Origin of the sequence: Undibacterium cyanobacteriorum (assembly GCF_031326225.1) — a bacterium.
GTDB classification, from domain to species: Bacteria; Pseudomonadota; Gammaproteobacteria; order Burkholderiales; family Burkholderiaceae_D; genus Undibacterium; species Undibacterium cyanobacteriorum.
Genome location: NZ_CP133720.1, coordinates 4,428,268 through 4,450,861, shown reverse-complemented (window position 1 = coordinate 4,450,861; position 22,594 = coordinate 4,428,268). Strand labels below are relative to the sequence as shown.

17 protein-coding genes are annotated in these 22,594 nt (G+C 50.3%); 11 read left to right on the top strand and 6 right to left on the bottom strand.

Annotated features, from left to right (window positions below):
- The first annotated feature begins 321 nt into the window (after window positions 1–321).
- Window positions 322–1,071, top strand: coding sequence for a substrate-binding periplasmic protein (locus RF679_RS18500; protein WP_309482099.1), 750 nt, complete (start codon window positions 322–324; stop codon window positions 1,069–1,071).
- A gap of 286 nt (window positions 1,072–1,357) precedes the next feature.
- On the opposite strand, the gene RF679_RS18495 is transcribed toward RF679_RS18500, so the two are convergent.
- The 4 genes from RF679_RS18495 to RF679_RS18480 all read right to left on the bottom strand — a co-directional run bounded on the left by RF679_RS18495 (window position 1,358) and on the right by RF679_RS18480 (window position 4,484).
- A complete protein-coding gene (locus RF679_RS18495) occupies window positions 1,358–2,317 on the bottom strand; it encodes an alpha/beta fold hydrolase (RefSeq protein WP_309482098.1) in 960 nt (319 codons plus the stop codon).
- An 83-nt stretch (window positions 2,318–2,400) separates the two neighbouring features.
- Window positions 2,401–2,787 (bottom strand): hypothetical protein, encoded by a 387-nt coding sequence (locus tag RF679_RS18490; protein WP_309482097.1) that lies wholly within the window; start codon window positions 2,785–2,787, stop codon window positions 2,401–2,403.
- 409 nt (window positions 2,788–3,196) lie between these two features.
- A complete protein-coding gene (locus RF679_RS18485; RefSeq protein ID WP_309482096.1) occupies window positions 3,197–3,727 on the bottom strand; it encodes a hypothetical protein in 531 nt (176 codons plus the stop codon).
- Window positions 3,728–3,752: 25 nt separating this feature from the next.
- Complete coding sequence (locus RF679_RS18480; protein WP_309482095.1) at window positions 3,753–4,484, bottom strand: suppressor of fused domain protein; 732 nt, start codon at window positions 4,482–4,484, stop codon at window positions 3,753–3,755.
- Window positions 4,485–4,710: 226 nt separating this feature from the next.
- Here RF679_RS18480 and hemE point away from each other — a divergent pair, with 226 nt between their 5' ends.
- From hemE to RF679_RS18450, 6 genes are all read left to right on the top strand, one after another.
- Entirely contained in the window at window positions 4,711–5,796 is a 1,086-nt protein-coding gene (gene hemE, locus RF679_RS18475) for a uroporphyrinogen decarboxylase (protein ID WP_309482094.1), read from the top strand.
- Between the two features lie 527 nt (window positions 5,797–6,323).
- Complete coding sequence (locus tag RF679_RS18470) at window positions 6,324–8,417, top strand: primosomal protein N' (protein ID WP_309482093.1); 2,094 nt, start codon at window positions 6,324–6,326, stop codon at window positions 8,415–8,417.
- 232 nt (window positions 8,418–8,649) lie between these two features.
- Window positions 8,650–9,510: an alpha/beta hydrolase gene (locus tag RF679_RS18465; protein ID WP_309482092.1), complete on the top strand. Its 861-nt coding sequence runs from the start codon at window positions 8,650–8,652 to the stop codon at window positions 9,508–9,510.
- Between the two features lie 253 nt (window positions 9,511–9,763).
- Window positions 9,764–11,155: an MBOAT family O-acyltransferase gene (locus RF679_RS18460; protein ID WP_309482091.1), complete on the top strand. Its 1,392-nt coding sequence runs from the start codon at window positions 9,764–9,766 to the stop codon at window positions 11,153–11,155.
- Between the two features lie 9 nt (window positions 11,156–11,164).
- Window positions 11,165–12,550, top strand: coding sequence for an SGNH/GDSL hydrolase family protein (locus tag RF679_RS18455; protein ID WP_309482090.1), 1,386 nt, complete (start codon window positions 11,165–11,167; stop codon window positions 12,548–12,550).
- Between the two features lie 89 nt (window positions 12,551–12,639).
- Window positions 12,640–13,830, top strand: coding sequence for an SGNH/GDSL hydrolase family protein (locus RF679_RS18450; protein WP_309482089.1), 1,191 nt, complete (start codon window positions 12,640–12,642; stop codon window positions 13,828–13,830).
- A 68-nt stretch (window positions 13,831–13,898) separates the two neighbouring features.
- Here RF679_RS18450 and RF679_RS18445 read toward each other — a convergent pair whose 3' ends face one another.
- Window positions 13,899–14,567, bottom strand: coding sequence for a YceH family protein (locus RF679_RS18445; RefSeq protein ID WP_309482088.1), 669 nt, complete (start codon window positions 14,565–14,567; stop codon window positions 13,899–13,901).
- A gap of 233 nt (window positions 14,568–14,800) precedes the next feature.
- Here RF679_RS18445 and RF679_RS18440 point away from each other — a divergent pair, with 233 nt between their 5' ends.
- Entirely contained in the window at window positions 14,801–15,136 is a 336-nt protein-coding gene (locus RF679_RS18440; protein WP_309482087.1) for a hypothetical protein, read from the top strand.
- Window positions 15,137–15,202: 66 nt separating this feature from the next.
- Complete coding sequence (locus tag RF679_RS18435; RefSeq protein WP_309482086.1) at window positions 15,203–16,039, top strand: VOC family protein; 837 nt, start codon at window positions 15,203–15,205, stop codon at window positions 16,037–16,039.
- 7 nt (window positions 16,040–16,046) lie between these two features.
- Here the strand turns inward: RF679_RS18435 and RF679_RS18430 are convergent, their stop codons facing one another.
- The gene (locus tag RF679_RS18430; protein ID WP_309482085.1) at window positions 16,047–16,595 is read right to left on the bottom strand and encodes a GNAT family N-acetyltransferase; all 549 of its coding nucleotides are present in this window, start codon (window positions 16,593–16,595) and stop codon (window positions 16,047–16,049) included.
- 354 nt (window positions 16,596–16,949) lie between these two features.
- Here RF679_RS18430 and RF679_RS18425 point away from each other — a divergent pair, with 354 nt between their 5' ends.
- Both RF679_RS18425 and RF679_RS18420 read left to right on the top strand, forming a co-directional pair.
- A complete protein-coding gene (locus RF679_RS18425) occupies window positions 16,950–20,924 on the top strand; it encodes a DUF2339 domain-containing protein (protein WP_309482084.1) in 3,975 nt (1,324 codons plus the stop codon).
- A complete protein-coding gene (locus tag RF679_RS18420) occupies window positions 20,921–22,546 on the top strand; it encodes a DUF3999 family protein (RefSeq protein WP_309482083.1) in 1,626 nt (541 codons plus the stop codon). The genes RF679_RS18425 and RF679_RS18420 overlap by 4 nt, the downstream gene beginning before the upstream one ends.
- The last annotated feature ends 48 nt before the right edge of the window (window positions 22,547–22,594 follow it).

The following is a 22,594-nucleotide window of genomic DNA, read 5'->3' as shown; positions in this document are numbered from 1 at the left end:
TTTCAATAGTCGGTTAAATTTGTTCATGGCGACGAAGGAGCTAAGTCGGTGGCGTATCAGTGTTGTAATGGTAGGTGCTCGCATCAAAATGCGGAATAACAATGGGACGAAGCACCGTAAATTTCAACAAAATCATGCGGCGTAACGCAATTCAGTGTTAGTTAGTTTAGGCAAAAAAATAACGAGATAGGCGCTGTGCTTGCGTCTTGCGGCGCTAGCCTTTACTCTAGGCTCTCAGGCTAGCAAGGATTAATCTTCGTAGCCATCATTAGAATTCGAGTCAATACATTTGGAACCCAGAGTAGCGTGAGACGAGCCTGCTTGATTTTTCTGCTGTGGATGTTTGTTAGCCCTGATCGCTCGGTGTTTGCGGCCGAGTCGGTGCCGATCTTGCGTGCGGTCACGAGTGACGTCAACTATCCTTATAACTTCGTACGTGATGGTCGGGTTCAGGGGCTCAGTGTCGATGTTGCTAGTGAATTGGCAAAACGTTTGAAGATGCAGTTGCAAACCGAAGTATTGCCGTGGACGCGTGCTTTGCGGACCGCGCAGATGGAACCGAATGTTTTGCTGTTCACCGTAGCGCGTATCCCAGAGCGTGAAGCGCACTATCACTGGATCGGCCCGGTCACCACCAGTGAAGAGTGGTTGTATCGCTTAAAACGACGTGGCGATGTGGTGGTGAAATCTTTGGATGACGCCAAGCGCTACTTGATCGGTGATGAAGCGAGTAATGCCAGCCTCCCTTCGTTTGCCCGTCTGGGCATCAAGGTTGATACCGCGCCTTCTATGACTTCGAATTGTCGTAAATTCAAAGTGGGGCGCGTTGATCTTATTCCTTTTGATCCCGACGGCATTGCAGTGTTTGTGAAAGAGTGCGGCTTGGGCGAAGATGAAGTAGAAAAGACGGTGCAAATTCCACGTGATGATGCCCTGTATTTCGCTTTCAGTAAATCCTCGTCGCCGGAATTTATGCGACAAGTCCGCCAAGCTTTTGCGGCGATGGAACGCGACAAGACCCTCCAACGTCTGAGTACACCTTGGAAGGGAAACTCCTCTAAACGCCCTTAAGTTTCCTCGTAATAGATGGCGACGATTAACTGCGGCGAATACCAAAAACTACTCAGGGTGTCATGCACAATCTTGTGAATTTGTTTGTCGGCATGTGTTGGCGGTGGTGTGCTTGGCCACGGTCCATTTTCGTTGCACAGATCTTAGATAAAGCTACGGGATTGGAAGTAAGCTGACTTCGTTTTTTATGCAGGTCTATCTTTCGTGCATGAACACCGAGGACAAAAAAATAGAGCAACTTATTGGATAAGTTGCTCATGTTAGAGGAGCCAGATGTAAGAGGTGATCAGAGCTTTTTCAGGAATTCTTGCAGCTTCTGATTAAATACTTGAGGCTGATCCAACATCACAAAATGTCGTGCATTGGTGATGCTAATCATGCTCAATTGGGGAATCCCATTCACAAGGCTCTTGTAGTATGCGTTTTTCCCTTCCTCATTCATATTAGCACGGGCGAAATCTGGTGCGTTGAACGGAGAAACTACGGCGACTGGTACAGTGATTTTGTGTAAGTCTGGACGCATATCAAGTAACAGCAATTCTGCCATGTAGTCAGCGGTCGCAATGGGGTCACTCGTAGCAGCGCGCACACCGAGGCTTAATGCCAATTTCTCGTCTATCACTCCTGTAACCCGCATGTATTGAGTCTGTTGTGCGCCGAAGCTAGCCGCATCGAGACTCGCCATTTGGGCTCGCGCACCTTCGGCCATTGCCTTACGTTGATCTGCACCCAAGTTTTGTGTACCTGGGAAAACAGGCAGGCCATCGACTGCAAATACTCCACGAATTAAATTGGAATGTTCTAAGGCAAACCAAATCGAACTGGCTGAACCCAGACTATGTCCAACGAGGACGGGTTTATCGATTTTTTGAGTTTGAATCAATTCCAGAAGTGAGGCTTTTAACTTTGGCAATTTAGGGCCCGCAATGCTTGGTTTACCATTAAAGCCAGCCAAAGTGACTACATACAATTCGTGATTGTCACGCAATTGTTTAACCGTCTCGTCCCAAACATACGCACCACTGGCCAAACCAGGAATCAGAATGACGGGAGCTCCCTTAGCGTTTGGATTGCTGTATTTTTCGACGTACAGACTGCCCACTTGAAATTCTTGTGCTACCTTGGCATTGCTGGTGCTTTCAGCTTGGTTGCTAGGGGCGGCAAATGTACTACATGGCGTTGCACCAAAGACTGTGGCAATTGCGAGAGAGGCGAAGGCAAGTTTGAAAGTAGTAGCGAGTGACATGATCAATATTCCTTAGGTAAGTGCTAGTTAAAGTGATAGCGATAGAATGTTTGTAAGTTTGTTGGTGACAAGGCTTGTGCAATTTATTTGCTCAACAGGCGACGCGCACCGATTGAGAAACACAAGACCATAACGAAGCAGGTATATGCTGCCATCGCACTTATTTGGGCAAAACCTGCGCCCTCCAATTTGCTCAATTGCGTCACAAAAATGACAGTCAGTGCGGTTGCGATTCCAACATGGCTAGGCATGTTTTTTTGCGCTGGATGTCCCGTACGTTTAAGGTGGCGAATCAAGGCTGTACCAAAAATCGCGACCGGCACGATAGGCAATAAACCAAACGCCATGCGGCCGAAGCTGTGGATGATTTCGTCGCCCAGTATCATCATTAGTGACCACATCAAAGAAGCCAAAATGATGGCGCCATTGAGTTCACGCAAAGATGTGGAATTGATCGTAATTTTGTTCATGATGGTCTCCAAAAAGTTCGTTTAAAAACAGCGATGTAAAGTAAAGTTGACACGTCAGGCGATAAAAAAAGCAGGGGGTCTGAAGACACCTTGCTAGTGCTGCACTTGCTGCGCTTTTCGGTTAGATGTTCTGCTGTTCTAACTTGTAAAGCACGCTTGACATATCAGTTTAAAAAATAAGCAGCGTTGGGAAAATTCCTTGTGCTGCTTGGATTTTGCTTAGGTATAACTTAAGTATTACTTAGGTATTGCGGCTTTTCTCAACAATCAGCTTTGCTTGGTTTTGCAGTGCTTGTTGTGTAAAGCATGTTTGACATTTTAGCGTCAAAAAAATCTTTGTCAAGCATCCTTTACATAAAATTTGAAGATTTTTGTGTTCTTTTTGCGAATCTTGTTTTTCGTGCTGGTTTTATTGTTGTCGTAAGGAGGCTAAAAAGGCTTCGCCACAGCCACCAATGCGGGTGTATTCCTTTGTGATCTTGTTGGCATACAGACGTCGCGAGACAAACAGGCCGACGATAAAGAAGATGAGCGCACCAAATATCGACAGGCCAAACACAGCACCTGATTGAAAGTGATCGCCGACGAAGGTGAGGGCGATGCATGCGAGGCTAGCGCCAAAACAGAGCTGCATGCGACGGCGTCGACGCAGTCGATGTTGATCACACAAATAAGGTGTGACGGCATGGGTACGGCGGGCGATCAAGCCAACGATGATGTAAATCAGTATGTTGAGCAGGATCAGCAAATACAACCATGGTGTATGCCAATACAGCGTCGTCTTTTTGGGTGCGATGGCGACTGGTGCATTGCACTTGATGCAGCGCGCAGGGAGGTCGCAACCCGAGGGAAGCAGGGCGAATTTGCCATCGCGACTGCAGTGCTGAGGCAGCACATCAAGTTCGCTATCAGGTGCCGCGTAGGGATTGTGTGGATGCATAGTGAGAAGAACGAATCCCGAAAAATTAGAAAAAGAAAAAGCGTTTCTTGGCGATGTTTTTGCGCTGCGGATTGATCACATCGCTCATGCCGTGTTGGTCGAACAGGTCCAGCAAGTGATCGGTGCCTTTCTTCAGTTTGAGATTCATTTCTTCTTCATACAGTGGCACTACCGAGAAAAATGCGATTTCCTTGTCTGGGCTGATGCTTAGGCGATGGAAATCTTGCGGAACGGTGATGGACGGCAGGATGATGGCACCGTTGAGTTGCGTATTGGGCGCATAGTTCTGCGCTGGATCACCGTTAGGTACTGTGTGTCCAAAACCGAGCCAAGTTGAATACAGATGCGGAAGGCGCGCCAAAGTTTTGATGAGGCGAATTGGCCAATACCAATTTTCATCTTCAAACTGCTCTTGTTCCAATTCCCACTCTGGCGGCAGTGTCATGATCAATTCCGCATAGCGTGATGCGCCCGATTCTGCCGGAATTTGCATGGGGAGGTCAGACATACCGGAGGTCACCAGACGTATCCACGGTGATTGCTCTGTCGGCAAAACGATATGCACGTCGATATGGACGGTGTCTGAAACTAATTCATGGAATACGGTTTTGACCGGGCCAAGATGGCGTTCGATGTGTTCAGAGATTTGTTCTAGGCAGATTTCGCTTGGTTCTGCTTGCGGTGTCTGCCATTCATTGCGCTCTGGATGACGATAAATCGGGCTGCCACCTTCGCTGTATTCAGTCTCGTTGCTCATGGATACATTCAAAAATGAAAAAAACATATCATAGCATTTGAGCAATTTAAAAGATGATCAGTTTTGCTCATTTTGTTCAGCGCCTCTGAGCAACCCCATTTGTCCATGAGATTAATTTCGGGTGAGGCAGAGAGCAAGCAAGTCGCTATTGATCTAAGCCATATACGAGCCACCCCAAGTTCGGGGATAATAGCGGATTACAAAATTCGCCTTACGAAAGCATTTCATGACTTCTTTTGCTCCACTCAAGAATGACACCTTCCTACGCGCTTTGCTGCGTCAAGAAACTGAATACACACCTTTGTGGTTGATGCGCCAAGCCGGTCGCTATTTGCCTGAGTACCGCGCCACACGCAAAGGTGCGGGTTCTTTCATGAGTTTGGCCAAGAATCCTGATTTCGCGACCGAAGTGACGATACAACCATTAGATCGCTATGCGCTTGATGCCGCGATCTTGTTCTCCGACATCTTGACTGTGCCTGATGCGATGGGCTTGGGCTTGTATTTTGAGGAAGGCGAGGGACCGAAGTTTGAACGTCCTTTGAAAGATGAAAAAGCCGCCATGGCTTTGGAATTGCCACCAGAAGGTAGCCTGCAATATGTGTATGACGCCGTGACCCAGATTCGTAAGACCCTCAACGGACGTGTGCCTTTGATCGGTTTCTCGGGAAGTCCTTGGACTTTGGCCTGCTATATGGTGGAAGGCCAAGGCTCACGTGAGTTCCACGGCATCAAGGCGATGATGTACAAGCGTCCTGATTTGTTGGAGCGTATTTTAAGTTTGAACGCGCAAGCGGTCGCGACTTATTTGAATGCGCAAATCGATGCGGGCGCTCAAGCCGTCATGATTTTTGATAGCTGGGGCGGGGCCTTGGCCGACGGCGCCTATCAACGCTTCTCGCTCAAATACATGCAAGACATCGTGAATCAATTGCAACGTGAGAAAGATGGTCAACGCATTCCATGTATCGTGTTCACTAAGGGTGGCGGTTTGTGGTTAGAGCAAATGGCCGACATTGGTGCCGATGCTTTGGGCCTCGACTGGACCGTGAATTTGGGTCAAGCGCGTGCGCGCGTGGGTGATAAAGTCGCCTTGCAAGGAAACTTGGATCCAGCCGTTTTGTTTGCTGAACCTGAGCAAATCCGTCAGCAAGTGACAGCTACTTTGGAAGCTTATGGCAAACCAAGTGCTGGTCATGGCCATGTGTTTAATTTGGGTCATGGCATTTCTCAGTTCACTTCGCCAGATGCTGTGACGGTCTTGGTGGAAACGGTGCATGAAGTCAGCCGCCGTCAGCGTCAACAAGCTTAAACAGCCTATGCGGGCGGGAATGACTCATCGCCCGCAGACTCAAACGAACAAGTTTCACGGCAAGGAAGTGGGACAAAGCGTCACTTGTTTGACTTGTATCGACTTTTTTAAACGAGTGTACCTGACCCGAAATCCCAGCAATTTCGCATACCGCCATCGTGTTGCTGTGCAAAAGTGAATGGGCATGCGGTCTGGCGAGGCAAATGCGCTGGAAAATGCGATATGGAGCGGTGGATAAGTACCAAAAAAGCTATCGATTTCTGGTACTTATTCACAAAAAACCACAGACAAAAAAATTCTCAGTAAAAATGTTTTTTGCCTCAAATTTGTTTTTGTAAGCCGTTGATTTTAAAGGGTGTTTTTTCTGCATCGCAATTGGGCAATCTATTGAAACCCGCATAGAATCTAGGCTTTGGCAGTGTCAAGATAGGCTTTTCCACAAAGTTATCCACAAAAGCTGTGGATAGAAAAAAAAGACCATAGAAAACCGATAGTTAGCGCAATATCTCAAGCCTTACATTAAGTTCGTGGAACGCATTTACCTCACTATTGCTCTCGATACCCCTCTTGACAGACTATTTGATTATGGCTGGCAAGTCGATGGCGTGCGTCCGCTTCCAGGTCAAATTGCGATCGTGCCCTTTGGTCGGCAAGAGCTGGCGGGTGTGATCGTCGCGGTGTCCGACACCACCCAAGTGGCTGCAGATAAGTTGAAAGATGCCTTGGCGATTCGTCATCAATGTCCACCCTTGAGTCAAGCATGGATGGACTTATGTGGCTTTGCGGCCGACTACTACCAAAGACCCTTGGGCGAAGTGATGGTGCCGGCACTACCCAAAAATCTGCGCGCCTTGAAGCCGGTATCTTTGGATCGCAATTTAAAGAAATTGGCAAAAGCGCCATTGCAATCCAACGCTGAGGTGGATGCTAAAGCGAGTGCATTGAGTCCCAGCGCCAAAGACCTCAACCGCGAACAACAGGCGGCGGTCGATGCCATTTCTGGAAATGGTGCTGCCAACAGTAAGGTAATTGGCACCGGCGCAGGCGCAAATCCGACCACTGGCTTCGCACCGTATTTACTGCATGGCGTCACCGGCAGCGGGAAAACCGAGGTGTATTTGCAAGCCACGGCGCGTATTTTGGAGCGGGACGCCCAATCGCAGGTCTTGATTTTGGTGCCTGAGATCAACCTGACACCACAGCTTGAAGCCCATTTCCGGGCTCGTTTTGCCGGAATTCAGATCGCGACTTTGCACAGTGGGATGGCGGAAGGTGAGCGCCTACTCCATTGGTTAGCAGCACACACTGGTGCAGCTCGGATTATTTTGGGCACGCGTCTGGCGATCCTTTCGTCCTTGCCGCATCTGCAATTGATCGTAATCGATGAAGAGCATGATCCTTCCTACAAACAGCAAGAAGGCTTGCGTTATTCAGCGCGCGACTTGGCAGTATGGCGTGCCCATCAGCTTGGCATTCCGGTGGTGTTAGGCTCAGCCACACCCTCTTTAGAGACTTGGCAACACAGCAAGGCAGGCCGTTATCGCAAATTAGAACTGCGTGAGCGTGCCGTCAAAGATGCGGTTTTACCGATTGTGAAGATCATTAATACGGAGCGCGAGAAGCCCTCCGAAGGCTTGACTCAGCGTTTGATCTCCGCGGTACGCTTGCGTTTAGAGAAGGGTGAGCAATCACTACTATTCCTCAATCGGCGCGGTTATGCGCCCGTCCTGCACTGTGATGCTTGTGGTTGGATTAGCAACTGCACCCGTTGTACGGCGCATATGGTGATGCACAAACCTGACAAGCGCCTCCGTTGCCATCATTGTGGATTAGAAACACGAATACCACGTCATTGCCCGACCTGTGGCAACATCGACTTACAAGCTCTAGGCCGAGGCACCCAACGTTTGGAAGAAGCCTTGCACGGCATTTTTCCGGAAGCGCGGGTGTTTCGCATCGACGCTGATTCCACCAAATTGAAAGGGAGCGCTGAGGCGGCTTTCGATACCGTGCACCGCGGAGAGGTCGATATTTTGATCGGCACGCAAATGGTGGCAAAGGGCCATGACTTCAAAAACTTGACCTTGGTCGCTGCACTGAACCCCGACAGCGCATTATTTTCTCAGGACTTCCGTGCAAGTGAGCGCTTATTTGCGCAACTCATGCAGGTGGCGGGCAGGGCAGGCCGCGCTGGTCAGAAAGAAGGCGGTAATGCCAGCGAAGTGTTGATTCAAACCCGCTATCCCGATCATCCTTTGTATCATGCCTTGATGGCACATAACTATCACCGCTTCGCTGATGACCTGTTAGAAGAACGCCAACAAGCGGCGATGCCTCCCTTCATTTATCAAGCCTTATTGCGTGCCGAGGCGCGCGACTTAGAAACCGCGATCGGCTTCTTGCAGGAAGCGGCCCGCTGTTTGGAGTTTCCCGGCATTACGATTAACGATCCTATCCCCATGACCATGACCCGTGTCCACAACATGGATAGAGCCCAATTGCTGATCGAATCGAACTCACGTCCCGCTTTGCAAGCTTTCCTCAAAGAATGGATCTCGATGTTGCGTAGTTGGAAAACCCGCGTCAAATGGGGCGTGGAGATTGATCCGGTTGATATCTAGTTCAAGCTCGCATCTGATTTTCAAGTTCAGTTACTCAAATATCTTGTTTGTCCGCTACCGAACAGTCCACCGTTCGGTAGCGGACAATTTCCGAATCGGATACCTGTTTTGTTCCCCAAAACCCCTCCGCTGATCGCTTTTTTGGGTGATTCCCCTGCATTTTGCCCCTGGCATGAGGTTTGCAATAGACCATCTGTAAGCAATCACTCAACATCCAACACAGGAGAACAGAATGCGTAAAGTACTGAATTTGACTTTGATCTTGAGCTTGGCTACTTCTTTGAGTGCCTGCATGACCGTGAAAGTGACAGAGAAAGACTTTATTCGCCCTGATCGTCTCACTGGTTACAAGGCCAAAGAAAGCTTCACAAGCGCAGCGGCGCAAACGATGAAGGCCGGTGTGCAAGTGCAAGAGCAGAGTATCAAAGTCGATGAAAGTCTGAGTTTGAACGGGCTGCGCTTAGTCGCCGATGGGGGCAGTGAGGCTCGTCCGACCATACTGTATTTCGGTGGCAACTTATCGCATGCCGATGAAAGTCTGAAGAACTTGACGCGCCAGACAGCGGCCTGTACACCGAATATCATCAGTTATGATTATCGTGGCTATGGTCGCACCCAAGGCGATCCCAGTATCGCCACCTTGCAGCAAGATGCCTTGCGTATCTATGATGCGGTCCGTCAAGCGACTAAGGGCAAGCTCTATCTGCATGGCCAGTCCTTAGGTAGCTTTATGTCGGGCCACATTATGCAGAATCGCCAGGTCGATGGCGTCATCCTCGAGGCTACCGCAACCACTATTTCGGACGTGGTCGACTTCAAGACGCCTTGGTATGCGGTCCCATTTGTTCGTTTTGAATACGAACCGAGCACGCAACTGATCAATAACCAAAAGGCAGTTTCGAGCTATCAGAATAAGAGCTTGGTGATTGTTGGTGAGAACGATGATTTGTTTGGTGCAGATTTGGGTAAGAAAGTGTTCGAGGCGATCCCGGCGTCGAATAAACGTCTTTTAGTCGTTAAGAACGGTCCTCATACCGGCATGATGGCGCGTCCTGAAGTACAAGAAGCCGTTTGCCAATTCATCAATCAATAAGCGAGCGCGAATCGTATCCCTAACGCGAAAGGCGCATCAACATGCGACATTCCGAGCATTTTGATCTTGCAAAATGCTCGGTAATCCTGCAAAGTTCAGCTCTTCGTTTGTAGCAAAGTACAAATGAAAAAACGCTATGCCACCCGCGCGCGTTTTTTCATCTCCACGGTGCCGCTTTGATCTGAAAAAATCGAAGCCAAGCAACCCTAGACCTTGCAGTACAACGTGTGTACTTTGTCCTGTTGAATCGAGCATGAGTTATCTGTCGCCTGAGTTTGCCCTGACCTTCCTGGTCTTTCTGTTCCTGTATTGGGGCTTGAAGCCTTGGCCCCAATGGCAAAAAATAAGTCTCCTTCTCGCTAGCTATGGAATTTATGCTTCTTTAGATTGGCGTTTCAGTACCATTTTGGCGGTGTACACGGTGTGTATGCTGGGCCTGTTCAAACTGGTGCAAGTCCAAGCGGAACGGCGTCGTCTGTGGTGCGGTGTTGGTATCTTTGCCTCCGTATTGAATTTAGCGGTCTTCAAGTATTACGACTTTTGCAGCGATGGTTTTTTGGCGGCTGCGGAATACTTCCAGTTGGCGTGGACGATTCCCGCACTCGAAATTCTTTTACCCGTCGGAATTTCTTTCTACACCTTCCAAGCGATTGCCTATCTGGTCGCGATTGCTCGTCGGGAGCGTGAGCCTGCCAATGCGCTCGATAGCGCTCTATATCTCGCTTTCTTTCCCACTCTGTTTGCTGGCCCGATTTGCCGTGCCAGCGATCTCTTGGTGCAAATCGAAGAAAAAGCACCACGCAAATTGCTGCACATGGATTTGATTTTTTGGCTACTGCTCTCCGCATTGGTCAAGAAAGTTTGGCTGGCGACTTGGATTTCTGAGACTTGGGTGAACCCTCTGTTTGCCAATCCCGATGCGTATCAAGCGCCCGAATTATTGATGGGTGCCTATGCTTTCGCGATCCAAATTTATTTTGATTTCAGTGGTTATTCTGACCTAGTCATCGCCATGTCGCTGTTGCTGGGTTATCAGCTCAAAGATAATTTCAACTATCCTTATTTAGCAGCTAATCTGCGTGAATTTTGGCGTCGTTGGCATATATCTTTGTCGAGCTGGATTCGTGACTACGTGTACATTCCTATGGGCGGTAGTCGTAATGGCTGGTGGATGACACAAGTGACTATTGTGAGTTCCATGGTGATCAGTGGGATTTGGCATGGTGCGAGTTTGAAATACATCATTTGGGGCGCCCTGCATGGACTGGGGATGGTGGCACAAAACATCATAGAAAAATTGTTGGGGCGTCAAACCAAAGGGTGGTTGAGCGCCGTGATTACTTTCCACTTTGTTTGCTTTGCATGGATTTTCTTCCGCGCTGACGGCTGGCAAGAGGCCTTGCAATTTATCTGTGGCTTTGTCCGTCTTGATGCCCCGATGAGTATGGATGTGTTGGGTGCGGCTGCCTTGATGTTGCTGTTTTTTGTGGCGTCCGTCCAAGCCGAAAATTGGAAGTCGCGCAGTTTATGCTTGATGGAACGGCTGCCGATCTTAAGCAAGCCCGTACTCTTATGTAGTTTGGCACTGCTGATTCACTTGTTGGGACCTTCGGGCGTTCCTTCATTTTTGTACTACTCGTACTAGGAGTTCAACATGCGAGACGGATACGAAAATCAAAAGCACGCCAAGAAACAGCGCCATCACAACAAAGATGCGCGCAAGACTTCGAACGGAGCCATGCCGCATCAGCAGCACCCGATTCCCAATGCAGCCAATCAAGATCAAGGCGAACGAGCATTGAAACCTGAACTTCATCAAAAGGGCATTAACAAGGTCGTGCCGATTAAGCCGCCGGTGGTCGAAGTTGCGCTTGAACAAAGCTCCGTGCATTGGCAAACCTTGGGCGTGCTGGCCGCGACTCTGGCTCTATTGTTTTGGTTGCGCCAAGACGCCTTAGACCAATACTGGCAACAAACGCGTCACTTAGAATTAGGTTTGTCGAATGCGGTCGACCATCCAAGCTGGCAGAGCGGCGCCAAATGGACTAAACAACTTGATCGTGATTTGACGGAGCAATTGCAAGTACGGCAACCGCTAAAAGAGCGTTTGGTACAGAGTTTTAACGTCTTGCTGTTTGGCTTGCCCGAGGCATCAAACTCCGAATCGCAACGCGATAAGGCAACTCAAAAGGGTAATACGTCACGCTTAGCGCAGAAGAATCAAGGAAGCGCAGTTCCAACCATGATGCCGTCGGAGGCAAGTGCATCGTCAGCTCAAATAGGTGCTCAAACTGCAGCCAACGCGACGGCGCCAGCAAAGCAGAACGCTGCGGGTGAAGATGGACCGAGTGAAACACCATTGACGCAATTTATTCCTTTGAATGAAGACGGTCGCATGGTTTTGAATCAGCAAGATAAAGTGCTGTTGGTTGGTGATTCCATGATGCAGGGCGTGGCGCCTCATGTGGTGCGAGCTTTGCAAAATGCGCATGTGAAGTCGATTGACTTGAGCCGTCAGAGTACGGGCTTAACGTATCCGGGCTATTACGATTGGCCAGCCGTGATTAAGAAATCGCTCGAGAAAGATCGTATTTCGGTGTTGGTGGTATTCCTCGGCGCGAACGATACTTGGGACATGATCTTGGGCGGCAAATACGAAAGCTTTGGTACTGAACGCTGGCAAAGCAATTATCTAGAACGCGTGCAAAGCATTGTACAAATCGCCCATCAACAACATGTGCGTGTGATCTGGATGGGCGCGCCGAATATGGGACGTGAGAAGATCAATCGCGGCGTGAAGATCCTTAATAGCTTGTATGCCAAAGGCTTGGGTGAAGGCGAGTCGCGCTTTATCTCGACCCGTGAATCTTTGAGTGATGATGTGAACGAATATCGCAAGACGATCACCAAAGAAAATGGCAAGAGTGTGGTGGTGCGCACCGAAGACGGAATTCACTTCACAAGAGATGGGCAAATCATCTTACGCGACTTGGTTCTGAAACAATTTGAACTTCCTGTCGTGAATAAAGTGAGTCCCTAATGCCGCTTCGCACACCAACCACAGTAATAGCATCCTCAACGTCGTCGTTGAGCGGATCTCGTAGACCTCATTGCTTGGCGGCAAAGCTGATGGTGATGGCGCTCTTGAGTTCATGCGTCATCAGCAATGTTCAGGCGGGCAATGCCGCTTTGCATGATTATGGCGACCCGAATGCAGCGCGCTTATGGCGACAATTGGCGGCCTTAGAACGTAAAGAAAGCAGCGAAGTTGTACACATCATGCAGCTCGGGGATTCACACACCGGTGGTGATTATTTTACCCAGGCTTATCGTGAACAATTGCAGAAACGCTTTGGCAATGCCGGCATCGGTTGGCTATCGCCGGGCTACATTAAGAATCAACGTTCAGCGCAAGTCTTGATGCGCATGAGCGGTACTTGGAAAACGCGCATCAGTCGTACGAATCCTGAAAATTTCCCGCTTGGTGGATTCGCTAATCAAGCAGAGCCGGGATCGTCGATTGAAATCGTGCCCAAGCAAGCCTTGTTTGGATTGCAGCGCGTGACGATTTGGACGCGACGCCTTAATGATGAAAGTTCGGCAGGTTGGAAACTGAGTTTTCCGGATGGCGAAGTGCGCGAATTGAGTGCGCCACTGACCAATCAATGGCAAGCGACTTACGTCATGGGCAGTGCACTCGATTTGAATAGTTTTACGCTGCGTGCTGAAAGTAATCCGCCTGAATTAGGCGCCATCATCATCGACACTTTAACGCCCGGTGTCACAGTCGATTCACTCGGCATCGTCGGTGCGACGCAAAGAGTGATCGCGCGGTGGCAGACGGAGGCGGTGCGTGAACAATTGCAATGGCGTCGACCAAGCTTGATCGTCTTAGCTTACGGAACAAATGAAGCGTTTGACCCGAATCCTGATTTTGATTTGTACAAGCAAGAGTTGCAGCACACCATACGCCAGTTACGCGCTGCAGCTCCTGAAGCCGCTATCTTGATAATCGGCGCTCCAAATTCAGCCAAGAAGACTGGGCCCGGTGAGAATGTCGGATGTCGTTATCGATTGCCAGCGGGTTTGCGTACGGTCCAAAACATTCAACAAGATATCGCCATCAGCGAACATACTTTGTATTGGAATTGGGAAGCCGCGATGGGTGGACGTTGCGCTATGCAGCGTTTTGTCGCATCCAATCCGCCCTTGGGCCGACCTGATTATGTGCATTTCACCGAGGAAGGCTACGCGCAGGGTGGTAATGCATTCTATGAGGCCTTGATGTCTAAGTATCTCAAGAGCCGCCCGAAACGATAGCGTGTATTGTTTGAGGACCTCGCGTGAAAGAGAGGTCTTTCATTCACCCACCATCCATCATCTACTCATCACTCAAACTGTTTCCGAAATTCTGCAAGTTGGGCACTCAATTCTTGCACTTGTTGACGCAGTTCTTGCACCTCTTGTTCCAGTTGACTAAGACGTTCGTTGCCGCGTTCTTTGCCGGCAGCGCCGCTGCTGCTACTGGCGAGGGCGCCGAGGTCTAAACTGTCCTCGTCTCCTGCGAGTAGATGTGCGTAGCGTGGCTCCTTGGTGCCAGGCGCAATTGGTAAACGCGCCACCATCGGCGGATATTTATCAATCAGATAGTCGAGGCAGTTTTCGACTTCGGTCACCGAGGCGAATTCATGTAGGCGACCAACGCGACTACGAATTTCTCCTGCTGTTTGCCAACCGCGTAGCATCAAAATCGTCAACACCGCGAGGCGATTCTGTTCCAGCATCCATTTGACCCGCATACGATGTTCGTATTTGGCCACACGCGCACCGGCTTGATGAATCACGCCGACGAGTTTTTTCTGGACTAAGCTGTCGATCGCCTCGGTGATCTCACCCTCACTGAGACTTAATACCGGTTCGCGACTGGTCAATTGGTTGCAAGCGCTGACCAGACTATTCAAAGAGAGCGGGTAGTTATCTGGTGTGGTTGCTTCTTTTTCAGCAAGTGAGCCAAGTACGCGGATTTCGATGTGATTGAGATATTCTGTATCGGACATGATCTTGAGGCTGTAGATTGGTAAGGCGATGGAGAGATAAAAGCACCGTAGCTTAAGATATTATCATCGAATGGCATCTTTACTGTTGATGGCCGGAAGTGTAGAAGATTGTCAAAGCCTTCGAATTTTGAGATGGCATGGACACAAGAAGTCCTTTTTTTTGGCATAATGCAATAAATAGAGAATGTGAGTGCAAAGCGATGGCTTGTATCCATTTTTGAATAAAAAAAATTATGAATGACGCTCGATCTGCTCCGCGAATCAATGTAACTTGGCGGGGTGCGATTCAAATCGCACCCGGGAAGATTATCGCGATCAAAGTTGTGAATTTTTCTGCCAATGGTGTGCAGTTTCTGTGCCCACAAATAGTGCCAGAGCGTGTGAGCTTTCAAATGATGATCGAAATTCCCGATCGGCGTGATGCCTCCCGACGCACCCAAGTCGTTTGCAAAGGGACCGCTTTATATTGTATTTTGAGCGGAGTCGAATACCGTGTAGGTATGAAAATCTCCGATGTGCCGCCGCAACATGCAGATTTGGTGAATAGCTGGGCTGCTGGTGGCAAATGAGCGCTCGTGGCTAGTAGTTAGAATCTAGTAGCTAGTATCTAGCAGCATCATATTTCCTGATAGCCTATGACATCTTCCATGCCACGTCCGAGTGAGCGGATTCTCTTGCAGCGAGTCCGTAATCAGCTCATTGATTATCTCGAAGTAGCTTCGTCTTTTCGTGCACAACGCGAATATCAGGAACAAGCACCACAAGTCCAAGTGAGTCTTGAAATTGTTGAACAGTGGGCCGATTGGGTGGGACCCGATTGGGAGCAGCAATTTACTGCGCCAGTCTTTAGTGAGGCCGAGCGACAAGCGATTGCACAATACCAGCTGCGGTGGGATGCCTTGCGCAAGTGCTTGCCAGAGACTATGCCACCCTTGAGTGAGATCCAGAAAAATCCCGTGTGGGAGGAATTACGCTTTGCGGCAAGTGCCGCTTACGCCTGTTTTGTAAGGGTGGGAAGACTTTCGGAAAGTGAAGAGTATTCAGGGCCAACGAACACCGCAAGTGCCGTCAGTACTTCAGCTTCACCCACACTGGGGGTGCTACTGTATGCAAAAGAACTCGCCACTCTGGCAGACTTTTACCAACAAGTTTTGCACTTAGAACGCGATGCTGAACAATCCGATTTGGAGCATGGCTTGATGGTCTTGCAGAGTTCTGACATGGAATTGACCCTACATCACATTCCAAGCAACTACGCGCAAGAGATCGAAATTAGTATCCCGCCCCAGGCACGCGAGGAGACCGCGATTAAGTTCTATTGCCGAGTACATGATCTGGTGAAAACGCGTGATATGGTGGAGGGCTTGGGCGGCGTTATATGGAGCCCGATTCATCAAGCGAAGACCTACCGCTATTGTGATGTACTAGACCCAGAAGGCAATGTATTTCAAGTGCGTGCAGCGCTGGATTGAAATCGCACTAAGGTGTAGACCGCAATAAACCGAAGTAGTCGAGATCGACAAATTTTTCACCGCGCCAGGAGACCTGACGGCGTCGGCCTTCATGCATAAAGCCGAGTTTCTCGAGCAACTTGCGACTCGCGATATTATCGATTTCAACTTCGGCTTCCAGCCTATGCAGTTGCAGTTGCCGAAACGCATATTCAAAAATGAGCTTCAGACATTCTTGCATGACCCCTTGACCCCACACCTGCGGACTCAACCAATAACCGATATCGGCATTGCGGTTGTAATGGTCGATCTCGTAGATACCGCAGGCACCAATCAATTGTTGCGGGCGCTGTGCCGCGCAGATGGCCCACCAGACGCCGTTACCATCATTTTCTAAGCTGCGATACCAATCCAGTTGTTCTTGCGTGGCGGCTTCACTGTGATAGGCGATGCCATAATAAAGATTGACGCGCGGATCTGATAAACCAACGTACAGTGCGTTCAAATCACTCTGTAAGATCTGCCGCAAAACAAAGCGTGCGCTGCGTAACTCGGGAAACGGCAGGATGGCGTTCATGGCATGCTGGCTTTGAGATAGTGGGTGGGACGAACCGAATTTGAGAGGCAGAATGGTCGCCCGAGGCGGTGCCAAGCTATGGCAAGAGTCTAACCGAACTACACTCGTATAGAAAATAAGGTCGCATAGGCTTCTACTAATTTGCTACAAAAATCGCTACTCGTCGGTTTTTTCTTGTCAATTCTTCTTGATCTCCTTACAGTTCATCGGTCGATTTTGGCGGATGGGCTGTGCGCCTACTCCGCACAAACGTTCTCCATACCAGCGTTGAGTATGGCGGTGGCGGAGTTCAAACAATGATGTGATGCTGGTGCAGGTCAAATTCACGTCGTCAACAGAAACACGGGGAATACTATGTGGTGGATAGGAGCCTTAATTGGCCTTGCGTTGGGTCTTGCGAGTAATGGTTCAGCGTTAGCCTACGCTTTCTTTGGATTGGTGTTTGGTGCGCTTGCGAAAGTGCACCTCGACGGTCAGCTCGGTAAGCTCAAAGATGCGAATATGCTTTTGCATGAGCAGGCTGCAGCGGCCATGCGAGAGCTGCGTGAGAACGTTGCGCGACTGGAAGGCAAGTTGGCGCGGCTAGAGGCAGAGCTGCGCAAGTTGCGTACTCAGCCTGCCGAAGCCAAGCCAACAGTGACGACGGCTATAAGTAGCTCTAAGACCGAGCTTGCGCAGAAGTCCGCTGAAGATACGACAGCGGCGCAGCAGCCAAGTGAGGTCAATTTTGCCGCTACTCCAGTCGCTCCGCTTGCTCCACAAGATCCATTGATGCCTTTGGATCTCGCAGCAGAATCCAATGCGAGCACGCAGATCGATCTCGCCTCAGACGCATCGGAAACCGCATCGGAAACAGACAGCCGAGCACTGACTGAACCTTTGATGTTGTTGGAAGTGCCCCAGTTGGAGAATGAGAAAAGCGCCGCGCTCAGTATTCCTTCAGATCAAGCACTGGCAACGGTCGCTGTCAGCAGTGAGCCCGAATTGAAGACTATCGTTCCTGAAGCGGACCCCAGCATTCCAGCACCAGTGCATCCACGTAAGTTACCGGCGCCGACACCGACGCCAGTGCAAAAAACTTGGCGTGAACGCCTACCGGAGCCAGTCGCCGATTTCATCTATGGCGGTAACGTGCTCGTTAAAGTCGGTATTTTGATTTTGTTCTTGGGTTTTGCCTTCTTGCTCCGTTATGCCGCGGAACGCGTGACTGTACCGATCGAGTCGCGTTATGCGGGTGTGCTGTTGAGTGGTGTCGGCCTGTTAGCTCTGGGCTGGCGCTTACGTGAGTCGCGGCGCGATTATGGGTTGAGTCTGCAAGGGATGGCGATCGGTGTCTTTTACTTAGCCGGTCTGTCGGCCCTCAAAGTACATCATTTGATTACGCCCGAAGTGGGCCTGAGTTTTTTGTTAGTGATTTCGATTTTAAGTGCAGCGCTCGCCGTTCTACAGAAAGCACCAGTGTTAGCGATTGTGGCAGCTCTGGAAGGATTTGTGTCGCCCGTACTGACATCAACCGGGGCTAATCGTCCGATGGGCTTGATGACGTATTTAGCCGTTCTAGATATTGGCATTTTCTTGGTGGCGTGGTTCAACGCTTGGCGTATTCTGAATTTGATCGCCTTTGTCGGCACGTTTAGTTTGGCAGTGGGGTGGGCCAATAAATTCTACACCCCGGCCGATTACGGCTTAGTGCAACCGTTCTTGATCTTCTTCTTTGTCTTGTTCGCGGTGATTGGTGTCTTGTTCGCGCGCCGAACTTTGCTCGAAGCCAAACATGACGCGGCCCTGCAAGCGGCAAACAGTGCCGGTACCGCCACCCCTCTGACCGGATTACAACTGGTGGGACGCGTTGACAGTGCCTTGGTCTTTGGCAATCCATTGACGGCATTTGGTTTGCAGTATTTGTTGGTGAAACATACCGAATATGGTGCAGCTTTCTCCGCTTTGGCGATTGCTGCTTTTTACCTCCTGTTGGGGCGCGTGATTTTCTCGAAACAAAAGCAGGGCATGGCTTTGCTGGCAGAAGCCTATGTCATCGTTGCGGCGATTTTTGCGACTCTTGCGATACCTTTGGGCTTAGAGGGCACTTGGACCAGCGCCGCCTGGGCTGTTGAAGGTGCGGGCATGTTCTGGTTAGGATGCCGTCAGAATCGTCCCTACGCACGTGCTTTCGCTTATCTCGTGATGGTGGGGGCTAGCTACAAATTACTGAATGCGATGGTGCTTGACACGACACCACAGACACCCTTGTTGCACGGTTCGCTATTAGGCCCCGTCCTACTTGGTAGCAGTGCCATGATCATGTGGTTCCTGCACCGTCGTCGCGAGGCAAGTTCGATGGCGACGTGGGAAGCGAACATAGCGCCTGTGTTGCCGTGGTTGGGTTTGTTCGCCTACACACTATTACCATGGATGCTCCTGATTCCCGCCTTCGCTGCTGCCGCTAGTGCGGTGTTTGCAGTCTTGATCGGCGAAGTCGGACGGCGCCGCCACATTCCAGAATGGCGCGCGATTGCCGCTAGCATTCAAGTTGGCGCCGTGATCAGTTATTTACTGGGTTTCCATATCGATACGAGTCCCGCTGCACAGGGCTTCCTGGAAGATGGTTGGCGTGGCCTCGTACCAGGCGTGATCATTGCGCTGAGTATTTTGTGGAATGCAGGGCGCCGCATGATGTTGGTGAAACGTGCCGCCGAACAGGAAGGACGTGCACCCGCATGGACCGGCTTCGATGCGCTCGCCTCGATCAGCGGTTTCGCCTTGCTGCATTTGGCGATGCTATTTGTGTTGGACTTACATCAAGCCGCCGCGGTGTGGCCGCTGACAGCCTTCCTTGTATTGTGCGGCGCTTTGTATATGGCGCAAACACCATTGGCAGTATTTGCTTTGTCATTGCAGGGACTGTCAGCCGTCATTTACTTACAAAGCCATCAAGGCGAAGCGAGCCAACTTTTCTGGAATTGGAATTTTGCGACGCAACTCAGCCTCGCTCTTGCAGCTTTGGCGAGCGCCGATCGTATGCGCCATGAAGCGCAGCGCATGCGCTTAGCGATTCAAGCTTTGTCGAGGCCCGAAGGACGCGCGGAACGTCGGCAGGCGTGGTTGAATCCTTGGTGTGAGCATACTTTGATGCAATGGATTCCACTCGCCTGGGGTTTGCTGTGGTGGTTATTGGCATGGAGCTTCGAATTGAATTTGAGCTTGAAACGTCAGGCTTTGGCAGCCCTTGTGCCAGCCGCCGATATCGCGCTAGTCGCCATGAGCATGTGCATGTTGATCGTCCTCGCGCGTTGGCGTGTCTGGCCGCAGGCAGCGAAGATCACTGCGGTGCAATTGCCTCTCCTGTGGTTGGGCAGTGCTGCCGCCGCATTCTATTCAGTGGCGCCGTTTATGCCGCTACAAAATGGCGGCTGGTGGGCATGGAGCATGGCTTTACCTGCTTTCTATTTCAGTCTACGCAAGCAAGAAAATTACTATGAGTTGCCGCATAAATTGCTCAGTGTGCAGCATGTCATCGGCGCTTGGTTAGTTTTGTTATTGCTCACCACGGAGCTGCGAGGTCGTATTTTGAGCATACCGAATTTAGGGGAAGCTTGGGCCTTGTTGGTAACAGTTCTGATTCCTGCACTGGCTTTGTTCGCGATGAGCCGCGCCGCGACTTGGAAGACTTGGCCAGTCAAGGCACATCTGAATTTTTATCAACAATATGCGGCGGTACCGGTAGCGGGCTTGATGCTGTGGTTGATGTGGGGTATGAACTTTGAATCTGCAGGTAGTGCGAGTCCCTTGCCTTACATCCCTTTATTGAACCCATTGGAGCTGGCTCTCGTATTGGGTACGTTCGCGCTATTTTTGTGGCGACGTGCGCTGCCATCGGATGCGAGTATTGCTTTGCCATCGCGAGTCGTTTGGTCTATTTTAGCAGCGACCGCTTTCGTGATCTTGAGTTGCGGTGTCCTGCGCGCTGTACATCATTACGCCGATATCGCATGGAATGCGCAAGCCATGTTTGATTCACGTTTGGCGCAAGCGGCGGTGTCGATTACTTGGGCGATTACCGGTGTCAGCCTCATGATCCTAGGAAATCGTCGGGCCCAACGTGTGATTTGGATCGCGGGCGTCAGTTTGCTGGCGATCGTGGTGGCGAAGTTATTCTTGATCGAATTGGCAGATCGTGGTGGCTTGTATCGCATCATTTCCTTTATCGGTGTGGGCATCGCTTTCTTGGTGGTCGGTTATTTCGCCCCGGTACCGGTGAAGCGGGAAGACAGTACAGAATCTGCGGAGGCAAAGGAAACGAATGCTTCCGCACGTGAGGAGGGAATATGATGCCTAGCCTTCACCATGCTGGACCAAGTCCAGTCTTACAAGTGAGCCTTGGACTTAGTCTTCTATTGAGTTCGACGACTTTCGCTGCGACTTCCACGCCAGTTCGACAAGCGCAGATTCAATTGCCTCAGTCAGCACCAGCACAGGCTCAATCGAGTTACCACAGCGTGGCCTTGCCGTTAGAGATCTACGCGACAGCGAAAGATAGTCATCTGAGCGATGTGCGTGTCCGCAATGCCGCAGGCGAATATTTGAGTTATGCGTGGTTGGGCAAGAGTCATCAGTTGGAACAGCCTTTGAAACTACTCAGCCAATCGGTGCCGATTTTTCCAGTGGCGCGAGGGACGGCAGAGTCTGAGGCAAAAAATACGGGGCAATTTGCCTTAGAAGCAGCGAGTGACGGTAGCTTACGTTGGAGCACCCAAGCCAACACCTTGGATGCCAAGACCTCCAATAACTCGAACAAATGGATTATCGATGCGAGTGCATTGATACGGGCCGCCAAAGCGCAAGGACAACAAGCGCAGTTGGTACAATTGCGCTTACAGGTCGATCCGGTTTACTCTGGTGTTGCCGGTTTTACGGTGGAGGCTAGTGACGACTTGCAGCATTGGCGTCCATGGGGAATTCACGCCCAGTTGGTGCAGTTACAGCATCAGAACGATCGCCTCGAACAAACGGAGTTTGCTTTGCCAGGCCTGCGTGAGCCGTATTTGCGCTTGAGCTGGGATCAAGCAAAGAATGTACCGCAGTTACTGAATGCCAAAATCGATGCGCAATATCAAGAATGGAGTTTAGGGAAATTACTGTGGACTGCACCTATCAGTGCCAGCCGCTGTGAGGCAAAGATGTGTGAATATGACTTGCCGCCCAACCTGCCCATCGATAGCGTGCGCGTACGGCCTCAATCGAATAATGTGATCGCACAGGTTAGCTTATTTGGTGTCTACGAACAGCATATGCCAGAGCGTCATCATTTACGGCACAGCCTCAATCCTCTCTATGTTTTGCGGCATCAAAAGCGTAGCCCAGCCAGCAGTTATGAACAAGAAGATTTCCTGAATGAAGCGAAGTTATTTCGCCTGCAAATCAAGGGCGAGACGATCGAAAGCGATGCGATTTCGAGCAACGGCGCTTCCTACAAAAAAATACGTCTACGTGTGGCTGGAAATGGCGCCGCTGATATGGCTAGTTTGGGAACAGCGCCTCCGCAGCTTGAAGTCGGAAGTATCGAAAGGCAATTGGTTTTCTTAGCGCGTGGTGCTGAACCCTTTCGTATCGAATGGGGTGGGGATGAGAAACGTGGCGCCGCGATGGCGCTCGCAGCCTTGATGCCGCCTACCAACGCAGTGTCGATCAGTCAGGCAGCGCAAATCAGCCAAGGTGCTCGTTTGGTATTTTCTGCTACCGCTTCTACTTCTGCCTCAACTGCTGCTTCAAGCACGATAGCAAGCGTAGCTGCATCGACGTCAGCGTCATCCGTCGCAGCACAGAGCTTTAAGAATTGGTGGTTGTGGCTCTTGATGTTGGCGGCGGTCGGTGTTTTGGGATGGATGGTATGGACATCTTTGGCCTCGATGGATGCCGCGAAAAGCGAGAGCAAAGACCAAGCGCCGAAGTAGTTTTCTAAGTTCGCGTTTTGCGTGATGGTGTGGATATGAATTTGGTGT

Bases quoted from the DNA above. Each gene is read 5' to 3' on its own strand.
- hemE (WP_309482094.1), top strand. From the start codon at position 4,711: ATGACTTCTTTTGCTCCACTCAAGAATGACACCTTCCTACGCGCTTTG.
- RF679_RS18495 (WP_309482098.1), bottom strand. From the start codon at position 2,317: ATGTCACTCGCTACTACTTTCAAACTTGCCTTCGCCTCTCTCGCAATT.
- RF679_RS18440 (WP_309482087.1), top strand. From the start codon at position 14,801: ATGAATGACGCTCGATCTGCTCCGCGAATCAATGTAACTTGGCGGGGT.
- RF679_RS18460 (WP_309482091.1), top strand. From the start codon at position 9,764: ATGAGTTATCTGTCGCCTGAGTTTGCCCTGACCTTCCTGGTCTTTCTG.
- RF679_RS18450 (WP_309482089.1), top strand. From the start codon at position 12,640: ATGGTGATGGCGCTCTTGAGTTCATGCGTCATCAGCAATGTTCAGGCG.
- RF679_RS18480 (WP_309482095.1), bottom strand. From the start codon at position 4,484: ATGAGCAACGAGACTGAATACAGCGAAGGTGGCAGCCCGATTTATCGT.
- RF679_RS18490 (WP_309482097.1), bottom strand. From the start codon at position 2,787: ATGAACAAAATTACGATCAATTCCACATCTTTGCGTGAACTCAATGGC.
- RF679_RS18465 (WP_309482092.1), top strand. From the start codon at position 8,650: ATGCGTAAAGTACTGAATTTGACTTTGATCTTGAGCTTGGCTACTTCT.
- RF679_RS18435 (WP_309482086.1), top strand. From the start codon at position 15,203: ATGACATCTTCCATGCCACGTCCGAGTGAGCGGATTCTCTTGCAGCGA.
- RF679_RS18425 (WP_309482084.1), top strand. From the start codon at position 16,950: ATGTGGTGGATAGGAGCCTTAATTGGCCTTGCGTTGGGTCTTGCGAGT.
- RF679_RS18430 (WP_309482085.1), bottom strand. From the start codon at position 16,595: ATGAACGCCATCCTGCCGTTTCCCGAGTTACGCAGCGCACGCTTTGTT.
- RF679_RS18455 (WP_309482090.1), top strand. From the start codon at position 11,165: ATGCGAGACGGATACGAAAATCAAAAGCACGCCAAGAAACAGCGCCAT.
- RF679_RS18445 (WP_309482088.1), bottom strand. From the start codon at position 14,567: ATGTCCGATACAGAATATCTCAATCACATCGAAATCCGCGTACTTGGC.
- RF679_RS18420 (WP_309482083.1), top strand. From the start codon at position 20,921: ATGATGCCTAGCCTTCACCATGCTGGACCAAGTCCAGTCTTACAAGTG.
- RF679_RS18485 (WP_309482096.1), bottom strand. From the start codon at position 3,727: ATGCATCCACACAATCCCTACGCGGCACCTGATAGCGAACTTGATGTG.